Source organism: Thermoflexus sp. (assembly GCF_025055495.1).
In the GTDB taxonomy this organism is placed as follows: Bacteria; Chloroflexota; Anaerolineae; order Thermoflexales; family Thermoflexaceae; genus Thermoflexus.
Window position 1 is genome coordinate 1 of record NZ_JANWXB010000353.1, and the last position, 15642, is coordinate 15642.

Sequence of the window (15642 nt, forward strand, 5' to 3'; positions counted from 1 at the left end):
GGGAACGCCATGTTCCGGGTGGGCACGCGGCGGTTTGCGCCGGATGTGATGGTGGTGCGGGAGGTGGGGCGGGTGGGCCCGAAGGAGGTGGAGGGCCCCCCGGATCTGGTGATCGAGATCCTCTCGGAGTCCACGCGGGACTATGATCTGGGGGAGAAGCGGATGGCCTATCGCGAAGTGGGGATTCCGGAGATCTGGTGGGTGGATCTGGAGAGGCAGACAGTGATCGTGGAGCGGCGGGACAGGTCGTATCAAGCGGAGGCGGTGCCGGAGGGTTGGGTGGTTTCGGAGGTGGTGCCGGGTTTTCGGATCCGGGCGGAGTGGCTGTGGCAGGAACCCCTGCCGTCGGTCGTTCAGTGCTGGGAAGCCCTTCGATCCCTTAAGTCGGGAGGATAGTGCGGTGCCCACCCTGCGGGAGTTGCGGCGTCGGATTCGAACGGTCCGAAGTATCTCCCAGATCACGCGGGCGATGGAGGCCGTCTCCGCCTCCAAGATGCGGCGGGCCCAGGAGATGACCCTGGCATCTCGCCCCTATTCCCAGAAAGCATGGGAGGTCCTGGTCCACCTCGCCCATCAGGCGGAGGCGGGCGCGCTGCTCCATCCCCTGCTGGAGGCGCGGCCCGTGCGGCAAGTCCTGCTGATCCTTATCACCGCCGACCGGGGTCTCTGCGGCGCCTATAACGACAACGTCATCCGCCTGGCTTTTCGATTCGCCGCGGTCAGCCGGGCCCCCGTGTCCTTTCTCACCGTCGGACGAAAGGGACGGGATGCAGTGGCGCGGGTGCGGGGGAGGCTGGTGGCGGATTTCTCTCCTATGCCCCGCTGGCCCCGCTTCACAGACATCCGCCCGATCGCCCGGCTGGCCATGGAAGAGTTCCTGAAGGGAAGCGCCGACGAGGTCTACATCGCTTACACCGACTTCATTAACACGATGATTCAGCGTCCCCGGGTCCGTCGGTTGCTACCCCTCCGCCTCACCCAAGGCCATGAGCCGGCGGTTCCCGAGGCGGTCGAGCGTATAGACACCCGGGCGGTGGCGAACAAAACGTTCATTTACGAGCCGGATCCGGTGCAGTTGCTGGATGTGATCCTTCCGCGGTTTGTAGAGCTGCAGGTTTATCAGGCGGTTCTGGAGAGCCTGGCCAGCGAACACTCCGCCCGCATGGTGGCCATGCGGAATGCGACAGAGAACGCGGAAGGCCTCATCTATACCCTGACCCTGAGCTACAACAAGGCCCGGCAGCAGTCGATCACCAGCGAGATGCTGGATATTGCAGGGGGGGCGGAGGCGATGCGCCAGGCCGCGCGGCTTCAGATCCAGACCCGCCTGCGCACCGGGGTCAGCCGTTAACCGCTTTCGGATTCGCTCTCAGCAGGCCCACTATGATTGGCCGAATTCTCCAGATCATTCCTGGGAGGTAGGAGAGCATGCCGAAAGGCTCCGTGGGACGCATTGTGCAAATCCTGGGGAACGTGGTGGATGTGGAGTTCCCTCCAGAGGAATTGCCGGATATCTATAACGCGATCGAGGTTCCTCGAGATGGCCATCGGCTGGTGCTGGAGGTGCAGCAACACCTGAGCGGCGGCACGGTCCGTTGCATTGCAATGGATACCACCGATGGGCTCCGCCGGGGCATGATCGCATATGACACGGGAGCCCCTATCGTGGTGCCAGTTGGGGAGGCTACCCTCGGCCGGGTGTTCAATGTGCTGGGTGAGCCGATCGATGACAAGGGGCCGGTTCGCGCTCCGGAATATCGGCCGATTCACCAGCCCCCGCCCGCCCTCGAGGAGCAATCCACTCAAATCGAGGTCTTTGAAACCGGGCTGAAGGTGATCGATCTGATCGCCCCGTTCATGCGGGGTGGCAAGGTGGCGGTCTTCGGCGGCGCAGGGGTAGGCAAGACCGTGATCATCATGGAGCTCATCCGGAATATCGCCACCGTTCACAAGGGGATCTCAGTCTTCGCTGGGATCGGCGAGCGCACCCGCGAGGGCACCCAGCTGTATCGCGAGATGATCGAGGCCGGGGTGATCGACAAGACGGTGATGGTTTTCGGTCAGATGAACGAGCCCCCCGGGGTGCGCCTGCGGGTCGGGTTGACCGCCCTCACTATGGCGGAATACTTCCGGGACCAGGGACGGGATGTCCTGATCTTCATCGATAATATCTTCCGCTTTGTGATGTCCGGCTCGGAGGTCTCCGCCCTCCTCGGTCGGATGCCCTCAGCGGTGGGCTATCAGCCCACCCTGGCCTTCGAGATGGGGCAGCTCCAGGAACGTATCACCTCCACCCGGCGCGGCGCGATCACTTCCATGCAGGCGGTGTATGTGCCGGCGGACGACTACTCTGATCCTGCGCCGGTGGCGACGTTCGCCCACCTGGACGCCACGATCGCTCTGGAACGCAGCATCGCCGAAAAGGGGATCTACCCGGCGGTGGACCCCCTGGCTTCCACCAGCCGGATCCTGGATCCGCGGATCGTGGGGGAGGAGCATTACACAGTGGCCCGGGAAGTGCAACGGGTGCTCCAGCGCTATAAGGATCTCCAGGACATCATCGCCATCCTGGGGATCGATGAGCTGTCGGAAGAGGACAAGCTGATCGTAGCGCGGGCTCGGAAGATCGAGCGGTTCTTCAGCCAGCCGATGTTCGTGGCCGAGCAGTTCACTGGCCTGCCCGGCCGCTACGTCCCGCTGAAGGAAACGGTGCGCGGGTTCCGGGAGATCCTGGAAGGCAAGCATGACGATCTGCCCGAGGCGGCCTTTTATATGGTTGGCACCATCGACGAGGCGGTGGAGAAGGCAGAGCGATTGCGGCGAGGCGAGCTGAGGTGAGGCCGGAAAGCCGGCCGGCGGAACGATGGTCGATCGTTTTCGCCTCATAGGTGCGACATATCGGAAGGCGGCCGTTCGGAGCTTGGCGGATGAGATCGGAGACCTCGAGTTGCTGGCGCGCTGGAGCCGCTTAAAGGAGGAGGTTCTGGGATGAGCCCTTTGCGTCTGGAGATCGTGACCCAGGAACGGGCCCTGTTCAGCGGGGATGTGGATATGGTGGTGGCGCCCGGGGTGGAAGGAGAGCTGGGGATCCTGCCCGGGCACGCGCCGTTGCTGACCGCCCTGAGCATCGGCCCGTTGCTGGCCCGGCGGGGCGGCGAGGAGCTCTGGTTCGCGATCCATGGAGGGTTCATGGAAGTGACCCCCGAGAAGGTGATCGTCCTGGCGGATGTAGCAGAGGAAGCCAGCGAGATCGACATCGCCCGGGCGGAGGAAGCCCGGCAGCGGGCGGAACAGATCCTGAAAGAGCGGCCGGCTGGGGTGGACCTTGAGACGGCCCTGGTTGCCCTGCGCCGCTCCCGGGTCCGTCTGGAGGTAGCCCGCCGCCGTCGAATTCGTCGAGAAGGATCTGCTCGTGAATGATTTGACCCGTTATGAATTGGGGATGGGGAGGAACCAGAGCCAGTCCGGAGGATGACGGCCGCTTCCCTCTTCCTCCTTCCCGCCCGCGGCCTGAAAAGCCATCTGGGGTGGGGTTGGGGCCAAAAGCTCCCAAAACCCCACCCCAGAAAACCCTAATCAAAGACCATATAGGGACTTCATGATGCTGACCAAACGTTTAGGGATCGATTTGGGCACGGCAAATGTGCTGGTCTATGAGGTCGGTCGAGGGATCGTCCTCCAGGAGCCTTCCGTGGTGGCCATGCCCATGGATGGGGATGAGATCCTGGCGGTGGGGGAGGAGGCCCGGGCGATGTATGGCCGCACTCCGGAGATCATCGAGGTGATCCGGCCTCTCCGGGATGGCGTGATCGCGGATTACTATGTGACCGAACGGATGCTCCGGTATTTCATCGCCAAGGTTTGCGGCCCGATCCGCCTTTTCCGCCCCCATGTGATGATTTCGGTCCCCTATGGGGTGACCAGCGTGGAAAGCCGCGCCGTGCATGAAGCGGCCGTGGCCGCCGGCGCCCATCCCGGCCACGTGTATCTGATCCCAGAGCCCCTGGCCGCCGCTTTGGGGGCAGGGCTGCCTGTAGATACCCCCACCGGCAATATGGTGGTCGATCTGGGGGGCGGCACGACGGAGGCCGCTGTGATCTCCATGCTGGGGATTGTGACGGCGCACTCGGTGCGGGTTGGAGGCATCCGGATGGATGAGGCCATCATGGGCTACGTGCGCCGGAAATACAACATGGCGATTGGAGAGCCCACAGCAGAGCAGGTGAAGATCCAGATCGGAACAGCCCTCCCTCTGGATCCGGCTCTGACGATGGAGGTGCAGGGAAGAGACCTGGTCACCGGCCTGCCCCGCACCATCACCCTGAGTTCGGATGAGGTGTTGGAGGCGATCCAAGAACCTCTCCAGGCGGTTATTGGGGTGGTCCGGGCGGTTCTGGAGCGAACCCCTCCGGAACTGGCTGCGGATATCATCGACCGGGGAATAGCGCTGGTGGGTGGTGGGGCGATGCTCCGTCGAATCGATGAGTTTCTAACCCAGCAAACGGGCGTTCCGGCCTACGTGGCGGATGCTCCAATGGCATGCGTAGCCATCGGGGCGGGGAAGGCTCTGGAGCATATCCATCTATTCCAGCGCACACTGACCACGCTCTGGTCCTCGATATAGCGCCTCGCCTGCTTTTCGGGGAATATCTCGCTTCCCACCGATTGGGTTGGGATATGCCCATGGCGATCCCTCATCTCGGATCCCTCATCCTCGCAATCCGGGGGGCCGCAAAACGCCAGCCCCGAAATCCCCAGGAGGGCTCAGAGGTTGCCCGGGGTTCTTTTCAGGGCCCGAGGAGCAATCGTTCCCGATGATGTTCCCAGACGAAGCGATGGCCGATGGCCCGAAAGGCGCCCCAGCCTCGCCATGGGGCGTCCAGAGACTCCAAACGGCGGGCGATCTCCGGAAGGGCTTCTGGGAGGACCCAGCGGAAGGCCGTGATTTGCTCCGCTTGGTCCGCTGCGCGGGGTTCCCCTTCGGTAAGGACGTGAAAGACAAACGAAACAAAGGGGATGCCCTGATCCCGGGCGGTTTCTGAGGGATAGAGGGTGTAGGTGATCAGGCCCCACCACGTGGCCGAGCGCACCGGCAGACCGGTCTCCTCTGCCATCTCCCGATGGAGAGCTGTCCAGGCGGTCTCCTCCCATCCGAGGCCCCCTGTCGGCAGCCGATAGGCTTCCGGGGGATAGAACGCTTTCGTGTGAACCAGGATCTCGCCCTCTGGTTGCTGGATGACCATGAGAACCTCGCCCCGGCGCCGGTTCAGGCTCTGGCGCGCCTTCTCCCACCATTCCTCTATGACGACCGTCACATGCTGATGCGGCTGATATCCGAACCGAGCGGTAAGGGTTTCCAGTTCGGAAGGCGCGATCAGGAGACGGTTCATGGGAGCACCTCCTGGACGGCCTCCTCCAGCGCCCGGCGGTCCCGCAGGCGCAGCGCGCCCAGCCGGATCACGCCGCGGAGCGCGCCGAAGACCGGACGCAATTCCGCATGAGGCCCCTTCAGGGGAATAATCAGCAGATCGGCTTTCGGAAAGAAATAGGCGGTGTGGATTTGAGTCGGGGGATCATAGCGGGCCCATACCGTCAGGGCATCCATCCCCTGGCGATACTCCGAGAGGGTGGCTTCGGAGAGCCCAATCTGGGGCTCATATCCCTCGATGTTGAGGCCGGAAAGGATCTGGCGCAGAGCCTCGTTCAGCCGCTCGTAGCCGGGCATCCCGGGTGTGAACGTATACTCGCGGCCTGCGGTAGTGATCCGGATCTCCACAGCCGGCTGATCAAACCACGGCCAGAACCAGAGGGGATCCCGGTTGGTCAGGGCGTTAACGCCCCAGATCAGCCCCAGGGCCAGCGCCGCCAGCATGATGAGCGGCTCTCGCAAGCGGGGTGCGCGCTCTTCCAGCAAGGACACTATCCCTCCTGTGGGTTGAGACCCGATTGGAGGCGAGCCAACTGTCCAAATCCCATCATTGGGCATCCTATAAGGAGCCAGAGTGTCGCCGGCGCTGGAGCCACTGCCAGACCAGTGTGAAGACCAGCGCGTAAATTCCAGCGAAGATCATCAGATCCTGCCAGAATCCCATGCTGGACCTCCTCTTTATCCGGTGAGGGGGAGGTTGGGGTTGGATAGGCGTCGAGCCGCCCGCTCAACCAGCGGGGTATAAAAGCGCTTTGGGTGAAGCAGGGCGGCGAGCAGCTCGATGCCATCGATGGTGCGAGGGCCGGGTCGGCTGAAATAAGCCGAGGCATCCAGGGCGTAGACCTGCCCCTGCTGCACCGCCGGGATCCAGGTCCAGAACGGCAGACGGTCCAGAAGCGGTTGGGCGGCGACGACCTCGTCCAGGCGATAGCCGCATGGGACGAGGGCGAGCACTTCCGGCTCTGCCTCCAGGATCTCTTCCCAGCGAACCCGGCGAGAAGGCTCGCCGGCCCGCCCCAGCACTTCCGTTCCTCCGGCGATCTCAACCATCTCTGGAACCCAGTGACCACAACAGAAGGGAGGCTCCAGCCATTCGAGCATCAGGACCCGGGGCCGGGGAGCGCTGGCCACCGCTGCTTCCACCCGGGCCAGACGACGGCGCCATTCCCGGATCCGGGAGGCCGCGCGCTGCGGGACGCCCGCGGCCTCGGCGATCTGCTCCAGGCTTTCGAAAATGTCCTCCATCCGATACGTGTTCACCGCGAGAACGCGGGGCGGGCGTCGAAGCCGCCCGGAGGCCCGCAGCGCCTGTCCGGTAGGCACGGCGCAGACCTCGCACAGGGCCTGGGTGAGGATCAGATCGGGCTCCAGGGCGGCGAGTTGTTCTTCATCGATGACATAAAGGGGCTCTCCCCGGCGCGCCTTTTCCCGGACGGCGGCATCGATCGCCTCGGGGTCTGTGAGCCCTTCAGGCAATGTGCTACGGGTCAGGCGGGGCAACGAAGCGACGATCTCGGGTGGGAAGTCGCATTCGTGGGAGACACCGACCAGGTGATCCTCCAGGCCCAGCGCGCAAACCATTTCGGTGGCGCCGGGAAGCAGCGAGGCGATTCGCATAGCCATCATCCCTTTGCTATATCCTTCTTGTCCTTGACAGAGGCTTTCAGCTCCCAGAAATGCGGACAGGGTTTGGAATAACGCGAGCGGGCCGCCGACGTTCCCAGAGCCGGCAGAAGGCACAAATCCCTGGTGCCGAGGTGGGCTGCCCGCACTTCTCGCAGGCATGTAGCTCCGCTTCGTCGGTCCGAAAGGCGATCAGGCCCTCTTCCTTCGCCTTCAGGAAGCCCAGGTAAAAGCGCAGCTTGGTGCCCGGGCGTTCTTCCTCGAGCTTCGCCAGCCACTCCTTGTAGGCGATGCTGGTGGAGCCCTCCGCGTATGGGCATTCATCGTAGATATAATCGATGCCTCGCAACAGGGCGTAAGCTGCCGTCTCTCGCTCATAGAAGCGACAAAAAGGCTTCACCTTGCGGGCGAAGCCCGGGCGGGAGGCAGGCAGCACAGGGCCCTGGCGGGCCATGTAACCTGCCTGCCAGTTCATCACGTTGCCGAAGAGCACAGCCACCTCATCATCCAGGTTGTGGCCCGTGGCCAGGGCCGCATAGCCCCCCTCGTAAGCCACCCGGTTCATCACGTATCGCTTGACCAATCCGCACACCGCGCACGGCTTGTCCCGGCCTCGCGTGGTTCGAGCCGCCACCTCCGGGATCGTCTCGCCGTAGACCTCCTGGATGTCCACCACGATCAACCGGGCCTCGGGCCAACGTTCCTCCACAAATCGCATGCACTTCTCATAGGATTGGTCCGAGTAGCGGATGCCGCCGTCGATCCCTAAGCCGATGTAAAGGCCATCGGCCTGATAGCCCAGGCGCAATAGCACATCCCATAGGCTCAGGGAATCCTTGCCCCCTGAGACCGCCACCAGCACCCGCTCTGACCGGTCGAACATCCGGAACATGCGGATCGTTCGCTCGGTCTGCTCCACGAACCATTCCAGATAGTGCTCATCGCACAGCGCCAGCCGGTGCTGGCGCATCATGATGGCCGCCTCGCGGCCGCATTTCCGACAACGGATCGCCATTGGAGAAATCCGCCTCCCCGGATAGGAATCTGTCCCTTAAAGCAATGCACAAGCGACGCCCGGTGGCGCTGGGCTGGTTGAAGAGGAGAAATTACCCCCTGCGTCAGCGCCGGAGTCCATCGAAGATGCCCTGCGCCTTCGAAAAATTCGCGGAGGATCGACGTCGAGCTCTGCGTATGGAATTCTAAAGCACAGGATGCCGTTTTGTCGAAGATCGATCCGGCATAGACAGCTTGCTGATCCGCAAGGTCAGACAGGCCGTTGGGGGCGGGCGATCTCATCCCACCGCGATCCGACCTCATCTCATCGCCTCAACCCAGCGGCACGCCCTGTCTGCGGTTCGCTGTGGTCCGGGGATCTGTTGGAGAGGAAGAGGGCTAGGCAGGCCCCTGAAAGCGGCTGCCCAGCCCTCGGCTCTTGAAGAGATGGTTCAGAAGAGGGCGGTTCAACGGAGGACAAGCAGGGCCATCCCATCCAGTTCCGAGCCCTGGAATTGGTGAGCGACGGGTTCGTTCAGGACTTGGAAAAGCAGTCACGCGGTCAATAAGCCCCTCGTTTCCGGATGACGGCCGGGATGGTTTGGGCCAGGATGGCGAGATCCAGCCACAGGCTGTAGTTCCGAATGTAAAATAGGTCCAGCCGCACCCGCTCGCTGTAGGGCAGGTCTGCCCGCCCGGAGACCTGCCAGAGGCCAGTGATGCCGGGCTTCACGGTGAGAAGATTCAGTGCCCAGCGCCCGTAACGGGAGATTTCCTGCGGGGTCAGCATCCTCGGCCCCACCAGGCTCATCTCACCCCGGAGGACGTTGAATAATTGGGGGAGCTCATCCAGGCTCCAGCGTCGCAGAAACCGCCCCACCCGGGTCACCCGCGGATCGTCCCGCAGTTTATAGTTTTGCTCGAAGGCCTTCTTCAAGTCGGGGTTTTGCTCCAGGAGGGCCTCCGCGTTGATCACCATGGTGCGAAACTTAAACGCATTGAACAGCTTCCCGCCCAATCCAACTACCCGGCGCCGGTAAAGCACGGGTCCGGGCGAATCCAGTTTGATGGCCAGCGCGATGAGCAGGAGAAATGGTGCCAGCAGGATCAGCGCTGCGGCGGCCAGGGTGTAATCCATGATGGCTTTCAGGAACTGTTCCAGCGGCGAGAGCCGGAGCCGTCTCCAGTAGAGCAGGGGAACTCCCATCACCTCCCGGACCTCGGTCCCGGTGGCCAGGAGCTCATAGAGGCCAGAGGAGAGCCGGAGGTTCACTTGAGGATGGAAGGCGAAGGTCCGGAACAGCTCGACCAGGGCTTCCCGGGGCAGGGCGCTCGCGGAGACGATCACCTCCCGAACCCTGAGTTGCTCGATCAGGCGGGGGAGATCCGTCAGATTGCCCAACACCGGGAGACCGGGCAACACCTGCTTCCCCAGGGGAAGGTGGGGGTCCAGAACGCCCAGAAGGATCATCCCGGAGATCGGGGAAGAGCGGATCTGCTCGGCCACCATGCAGGCTTCCTCATCGGCTCCCACGATCAGGGTGGGCACCAGGAATTTCCCCCGAGCTCGGAGGGCATACACGATCCGACGGGTCAGGAATCGAGCAAGCCCGACCATTCCAATCGAGAGAATCCAGGAAAGCAGAAGCCATCCTCGAGCGATCACCAGGGCAGGCTCCATGAAGCTGGCCACAATGGCAGCCATCATCCCCATGCTGGCCGCCTGGATCACCCGCATGTATTCCGAGGTCCCGTGGAAGAGATGGTCCGGCACGTAGAGCCGATGGGCGGCAAAGATCAGCAACCACACGGGGATCAGGGCGGCCATCAGGAGGCCATAATAGCGCACCGGCGGGCTTTCGGGCTGATAAAAAATGGGCAGGCGGGATTCAAACCGGATCAGATAAGACAAGGAAAAGGCGATCAGTAACGCCAGGGCATCCACTCCAACCAACCCGATGCGCAGGCCGAGCCATTCGGTTTCCTGCGCTTGCGCTCTGGATTCCAAGCGGATCCATTCGGAGGGCAAGGCTTCGTTTCTCATGCCAGCGCTCCTTTCATCCTTCCCGGGATTTTAAGGGCAGGCAGCCCCCTTGAATTTCAGGCGAGGTGCTTCTGGATCTCCCCGGCCGCCCAGCGGGCATGGCGGGTAAGGGATTCGCCGTTCGTCAGGGCCGGATAGATCTGGGTCAGGTTGACCAGGAAGAGGCCGGAGAGCGGAGGGGCCAGAGGTGGGATGCGCTGCCACTGGCCGCGATGGAACAACGGTTCCACGTAGCGCTCCCGGTGCACTCGGGCATGGCGGATCCACTCCGGCCGGAACGCTGGGAACATCCGCTGGAGGTGTTCCAGCCATGCCTCCAGGATCTCGGAGTCGCTCCGCCGAGCCCACGGCGATTCCCACGTCACGTATTTGGGCAGATAGACCAGGTGATAGCCTCCTACGTCGGCTGGATCGATGTAATGAGTGGTCTCGATTACCCCGGTGAACGGCACCGACTCATCGGTGATATAAATCGTCCAGTAATCGGTCAGCGGCCGATCCAGGGCCAGGAGGACGCACACCACGCCCAGGTAGGGCCAGGAGCGAAGATCCTCCACCCATGGTCCCTCCACCCCAGGGAGCAAGCGCGGGATCAGCGGGGGATGCAGAGTGATCACGGCTGCCTCGCAGGGCTCCGTGACCCCGTTTACTCGCACCCCCACCACACGATGGTCTGAGACGACCACCTCCTGAACCGGAGTGCGAAGCCGGATCTCGCCGCCAGCGGCCGCGATCGCCCGGGCCATGGCCCGGATCATCGTTACATGGCCGCCGACCAGGTAGCCCGCCATCTCCCGCTGAGAGACCCCGCGGCGGGTAGAGCGAGTTCGGATCAGGCGCGCCCAGATGTAAGTAGCCGGAAGGTCCTCAAAGTGGCCATCGAACTTGGCCCGCAACATCGGCCGCCAGAGATGATGGAACGCCCGCCGCCCCCCCCATCGCACCAGCCATTCCTCCACGCTGATCTCCTCCAGGCGGCGCCAATCCCGATGGAGATAAGCAGCGAGGATCGTCAGGCCCAGGCGCGCGCGATCCATCGTTCGCAGGAGCGGGAAGGCCATGAAATCCCGCAGCGTCGTCATCGGGTAGAGGCGTCCGTCGTGAAAGAAGGCGGAGCCGGTAGGTCGGAAGCGCAGCCGATCAGCGATCCCGAGCTCCTCTGCCAGCGCCTGCATATGGGTATCGCTGGAGAGGATCGTGTGATAGAAGCGATCCACCTCCACATCGCCCAGACGAATGGTCCCAGCCAGACCGCCGATCTGATCGCTGGCCTCATACAGGATCACCCGATATCCGGCCCGGCTCAGGAAGTAAGCCAGGCTCACCCCCACCATCCCGCCGCCGATCACAGCGATGGACATAACAGGTTTGGATTCCATAGGTGTTGTGCCTTTATCCCTTCCTTCCCCGGTTTAAGGGGGATGGGCGTTGCGTGGCTGGAAGTATAAATGGATGGGGGAGGATAGGTTCTACCCCTTCCCAACTCTCAACCGCATGGCGGACTTCATCGCGCAGGGCTGACTTTATCATGCGCTCCGCACGATCAAGCTAACCCCCGGGGCGATGAGCAAAGAGAATATTGGGGCTGGGAAGGCCGCCTTCAGCGGCCTTCCCAGCCCCAATAAGCCCCTCCTTGTCTATTCGGGGATCCTGTTCACCCCGATGGGGAGCGAGTAGGGATCGGTGGGGAGAGCCGCTCGGGGCGGATCAGGCGGGCCATCAGTTGCAGATGGGCCAGGATGGTGCGCAGGATCTTCATTTTGGAATGGCCGAAGCGCCGAACCCGCAGGACGGCAGGGTATTCAGCGATCCGAAATCCCCGGCGGATCGCCTTCGCCATGATCTCCGCCACGGCCACATAACCATCCGCCTCGATAGAAATCTCCTCCAGGACCCGACGTCGATAGGCGCGGAACAGGGCCGTATAGGTTCGGACGGACGATCGGAGGATCAGGCGATACAGAAAAGAAGCTCCGAAGCTGAACAGCTGCCGCCACGGCGGCACCCCTTCGATGCCCCCGCCCGGATGATACGGGGAGGCGGTGACCACATCCACGTCCTCACTCATCAAACGAAGCAGATGAGGGATCTCCTCGAAAGGATAGGTGCCATCGCTGTCGGTGGTGATCACGATCTCCCCTCGCGCGGCCTGGAAGCCGGTGCGCAACGCCGCCCCCAGGCCCCGGTTGCGGGAATGGGTCAGGATCCGAACGAGGGGCGCGTCCGCAAAGGCTGCCCGCAGGAGGTCCCCGGTGCCATCGGTGCTGCCGTCATCCACGAAAATCACTTCCACACCGCCCTCCCTCATCAGCCGGTCGATCGCCGGCTGAAGAGCCTCCCGCAGGTGAGGGATGCCTTCCGCTTCGTTGTAGCAGGGGATGATCAGGGTATATCGGATGGTGGTTGACACAGGATGGCTTCCTCCGATCGCGGATAAAGAATGCTCGGTTGCAAACTTTTTCCCTTGCCTTCCTTCTGGCCTAAGGGGCCGCAGGGAATTGCCCGGGGGCGGCCCCCTCCCAGATTCCCTGTGAGGGCCAGGAGGCTGCCTGTCCGATCCCAGCCTCCTCAGGCCCTGGGCGAGATCCTCTCGCCGCCCGGATGATCTCCCAGCGCAGGGCCTCCCAACGCTCCAGCTCCTTCAGCAAGGATCGCAGGCGCAACCCTTCTTCATCGTCGCCCTCCGCTACCACGCGGGCGATCTCGAAGCGGAGGGCCTGCGCTTTCTCTTCAATCCATCTCGAAATCGTCATATGAGCTCCTCAGGCAGGGGTTCGCCACATCGCCTCGATCTCCCGAAGCCGTTCCATCCCATCCAAGCGGCCTGTGCCGGGTTCTCGCTGAACCCGCAGTGCGCCATGGGGCACCAGGACGGCCGGGCAATCGATATGGCGGATCCAGTAAAGGCCGGCAGGAAGGGCATTGTAGGGCGGGAGATCGGGGAGGGGCTCGTTGAAGGCCAGCCGGATCATGTAATACGGCATGTTGCATCCCGCCCGCGTGTAGAAATACGTGGTGGTGAAGAAGCGCCCCGCGTTGATCTCTGTCGGGAAGAGGTTCCCGCGCTCATCCTCCATCAGATCCACGCTGAACACCCCGGTGGCCTGCGGATCCACCGCCTGCACGCACCGGGTGGCTACCTCGTTCACCCGTTCGTCGTGCACGGTCACGGTCACCGCGCTGGTCCCGGTGCGGCCGGAGGGCGCCAGATGGGGATAGATGTATTCGATGCGCTGACGGCCCTGGGAGACAAGGAGCTTCCCATCCTTCCAGAGGGATTGCCAGGCGAACTCCCGGCCTGAGAAATAGGGTTGGGCGATGAACGCCCAGTTCACCCCGCGGGATCGCCAGTAGGCGATCCAGTGGATCCCCGTTTCGATCCGCTCCACCAGGGTTGCCCCCCGTGCTCCGGCCCCCTCCCGCGCCCGCAACCAGATGGGGAGCCCGATGATCTCCACCGCCCGTTCCAGGTCTTCGGGGCCCTCGATCGGCACGGTCGGGAAGGTATGAATCCCCGCCTGACGCCAGCGTTCCGCGGAGGCCTGCTTGTCCTGCAGCAACCGAATGGTCTCCTTCCGGGGGAGGAACACGCGGGCCGGGAAGCGCTCCCGATGCTCTGAGAGAACGCGCACCTCCACATCAGGCTGAGCGTGGATCAGGTCGATCTCCTCGCGCTCCACGATCTCCGCGATAGCATCCAGATACTCCGGATGGTCCACCGGCGGCACCAGATACACCCGGTCCGCCGGCACCCACTCCAGGTGGAAGGGATTCATATCCGTCCCGACGATGTAAAAGGGCTCCGGGGCTTCGCGCCAGGACCGGATCACGTTGATGCCGGGGGGACCCCCGGCGCCCAAAAGCAGAAGGCGCTTCATGCGGGATGTCCGTTTCATTGGAGCCATCCTTCATAGGACGTGGGGATGTCGATCACCCATGTTTGATGGGAACCCAGCGCTTCCACCAGCACATCTGCCAGCATATCCGCGGTGTCGACGGTGATCCCCCGGGCCCCGAAGGCCGCAGCGAGGGTCGGGAGATCCGGGTTCCCCAGGAGGGTGCCCACTGCTTCTCCGAAACGGGCAACTTGCATCCGGCGGATCAACCCCATGGCGTTGTCGCGGAGCACCAGGGCGACCACCGGGAGGCCGTGGCGGACGCTGGTTTCCAGCTCCTGCACGTTCATCAAAAAGCCGCCATCCCCGCTCACTGCCACCACCGGATCCTCCGGACGGGCCAGCCGGGCGCCCAGGGCAGCGGGGAGCGCAAAGCCCATCGCCGAGAGCCCATTGGAGAACAGGATCCGCTGCTGGCTCCGAATGGGGTAGGTGAGGCCCATCGCGTATTTGTTCAACCCGACATCCACCGTGATCACCGCATGGTCTGGGAGGACCTGGGCCAGGGTGTGGGTGATGGCGGATGGAGAGAGCGGGGCCGATTCCAGCCGGGGGCGCTGGAGGAACTCTCGCATCGCCTCCCGAACGGTCGCGACCTCCAGCCAGGGACGTCGGCCGGTTGGGGCCATCGCCGCCAGCTCCTCCAGGATCGACTGCACGTCCCCCGCCAGGATGAGATCCGCATGGAGAAGGCTGCCCTCCGCTTCCACCACGCTATCCACACACACCACCCGCTTGTGGTTCCCGACCGTCCACAGGCTGGGCTTAACGCCCTCCACTTCGTCATACCCGATGGTGAGGATCAGATCGCAGGCGGTGAACAGCCCCATCAGCTCCCCCCGGGCATGGCGGCTGATCACGCCCAGGCAAAGGGGATGATCTTCCGACAGCGCTCCTTTCCCCATGTAGGTGGTCAGGGTGGGGATTTGATAGGCTTCCACAAAACGGCGCAGGGCTTCCAGCGCCTGAGCCCGCACCGGGAGGTTGCCCACCAGCAACACCGGCGCCTGGGCCTCCTGAAGCCAGGCGGCAACCTGCTGGAGCGCCTGGGAATCTGGGCGGGGATGTCCCAGGACAGGGCGTATGGGAAGCCCGCTGCCCAGGTTGAACAGAAAACACTCCCGCTCCAGGACGTTCACCGGAAGGCTGAGATGAACGGGGCCTGGTCGTTCCGATCGGGCGACATGGAAGGCATATTGAAGGGTGGCGGGGATGAGTTCAGGGTCACGGATCACCGCGCTCCATTTCGTGATGGGCTGGAAGAAAGCCGCGAGATCCACATACTGGTGAACCCCGGGACGCAGCTGGTCTGTAGAAACCTGATCGGAAAGCGCCACCACAGGAGAGCGATCCAGGAGCGCGTTGGCCAGCCCGGTGGCCAGGTTGGTTGCCCCGGGGCCAAGGGTGGAAAAGCAAACGCCCGGCTGGGGGGCCAGCCGGCCGTAGGCGTCGGCCATGAACGCCGCGGCCTGCTCGTGGCGCACGGTGACGAAGCGGATCGAGCTTTCTCGCAGGGCTTCGAAGAAGGCGACTTCATCGCCAGGCAGGCCGAAGATCACCGAAACGCCCTGTTGTTGCAGGCTTTCAACCAGAAGGGCGGCGCCATTCATGGATTGGCTCCTTTTCGCCAGGGACTCCGCTTATTTGCGGGAGTGGGA

Annotated in this window: 15 protein-coding genes; 5 read left to right on the top strand and 10 right to left on the bottom strand. The window is 63.4% G+C overall.

Annotated features, from left to right (window positions below; translation table 11 throughout):
- The 5 genes from NZM16_RS11330 to NZM16_RS11350 form a co-directional block, all read left to right on the top strand.
- A partial coding sequence (locus NZM16_RS11330; protein ID WP_295480464.1) for a Uma2 family endonuclease occupies window positions 1-396 on the top strand: 396 nt, incomplete at its 5' end.
- Window positions 397-400: 4 nt separating this feature from the next.
- Window positions 401-1351 carry an ATP synthase F1 subunit gamma gene (atpG, locus tag NZM16_RS11335; RefSeq protein ID WP_295448675.1) on the top strand — a complete coding sequence of 317 codons (951 nt, stop codon included), beginning with the start codon at window positions 401-403 and terminating at the stop codon, window positions 1349-1351.
- Window positions 1352-1428: 77 nt separating this feature from the next.
- The gene (gene atpD, locus NZM16_RS11340) at window positions 1429-2838 is read left to right on the top strand and encodes a F0F1 ATP synthase subunit beta (protein ID WP_295448672.1); all 1410 of its coding nucleotides are present in this window, start codon (window positions 1429-1431) and stop codon (window positions 2836-2838) included.
- Between the two features lie 150 nt (window positions 2839-2988).
- Window positions 2989-3420: a F0F1 ATP synthase subunit epsilon gene (locus NZM16_RS11345; protein ID WP_295448669.1), complete on the top strand. Its 432-nt coding sequence runs from the start codon at window positions 2989-2991 to the stop codon at window positions 3418-3420.
- Window positions 3421-3604: 184 nt separating this feature from the next.
- On the top strand, window positions 3605-4624 hold the full coding sequence (locus tag NZM16_RS11350) for a rod shape-determining protein (RefSeq protein ID WP_366946168.1): 1020 nt from the start codon (window positions 3605-3607) through the stop codon (window positions 4622-4624).
- A 163-nt stretch (window positions 4625-4787) separates the two neighbouring features.
- Here the strand turns inward: NZM16_RS11350 and NZM16_RS11355 are convergent, their stop codons facing one another.
- From NZM16_RS11355 to NZM16_RS11400, 10 genes are all read right to left on the bottom strand, one after another.
- Window positions 4788-5390, bottom strand: a complete 603-nt coding sequence (locus NZM16_RS11355; protein WP_295448663.1) for an NUDIX hydrolase — start codon at window positions 5388-5390, stop codon at window positions 4788-4790.
- Window positions 5387-5920: a hypothetical protein gene (locus tag NZM16_RS11360; RefSeq protein WP_295448660.1), complete on the bottom strand. Its 534-nt coding sequence runs from the start codon at window positions 5918-5920 to the stop codon at window positions 5387-5389. The genes NZM16_RS11355 and NZM16_RS11360 overlap by 4 nt, the downstream gene beginning before the upstream one ends.
- A 186-nt stretch (window positions 5921-6106) precedes the next feature.
- Window positions 6107-7045 (bottom strand): cobalamin-binding protein, encoded by a 939-nt coding sequence (locus NZM16_RS11365; RefSeq protein WP_295480466.1) that lies wholly within the window; start codon window positions 7043-7045, stop codon window positions 6107-6109.
- Between the two features lie 46 nt (window positions 7046-7091).
- Complete coding sequence (locus NZM16_RS11370) at window positions 7092-8066, bottom strand: TIGR00269 family protein (protein ID WP_295480468.1); 975 nt, start codon at window positions 8064-8066, stop codon at window positions 7092-7094.
- A 540-nt stretch (window positions 8067-8606) separates the two neighbouring features.
- Window positions 8607-10088 (bottom strand): sugar transferase, encoded by a 1482-nt coding sequence (locus NZM16_RS11375; RefSeq protein ID WP_295480470.1) that lies wholly within the window; start codon window positions 10086-10088, stop codon window positions 8607-8609.
- A 56-nt stretch (window positions 10089-10144) separates the two neighbouring features.
- The gene (locus NZM16_RS11380) at window positions 10145-11449 is read right to left on the bottom strand and encodes an NAD(P)/FAD-dependent oxidoreductase (protein WP_295480472.1); all 1305 of its coding nucleotides are present in this window, start codon (window positions 11447-11449) and stop codon (window positions 10145-10147) included.
- A gap of 293 nt (window positions 11450-11742) precedes the next feature.
- A complete protein-coding gene (locus NZM16_RS11385; RefSeq protein ID WP_295448645.1) occupies window positions 11743-12498 on the bottom strand; it encodes a glycosyltransferase in 756 nt (251 codons plus the stop codon).
- A 70-nt stretch (window positions 12499-12568) separates the two neighbouring features.
- Complete coding sequence (locus NZM16_RS11390) at window positions 12569-12841, bottom strand: hypothetical protein (RefSeq protein WP_295448643.1); 273 nt, start codon at window positions 12839-12841, stop codon at window positions 12569-12571.
- A 9-nt stretch (window positions 12842-12850) separates the two neighbouring features.
- Complete coding sequence (locus tag NZM16_RS11395) at window positions 12851-13984, bottom strand: hypothetical protein (RefSeq protein WP_295480474.1); 1134 nt, start codon at window positions 13982-13984, stop codon at window positions 12851-12853.
- On the bottom strand, window positions 13981-15594 hold the full coding sequence (locus NZM16_RS11400; RefSeq protein ID WP_295480476.1) for a thiamine pyrophosphate-dependent enzyme: 1614 nt from the start codon (window positions 15592-15594) through the stop codon (window positions 13981-13983). The genes NZM16_RS11395 and NZM16_RS11400 overlap by 4 nt, the downstream gene beginning before the upstream one ends.
- Window positions 15595-15642: the final 48 nt, after the last annotated feature.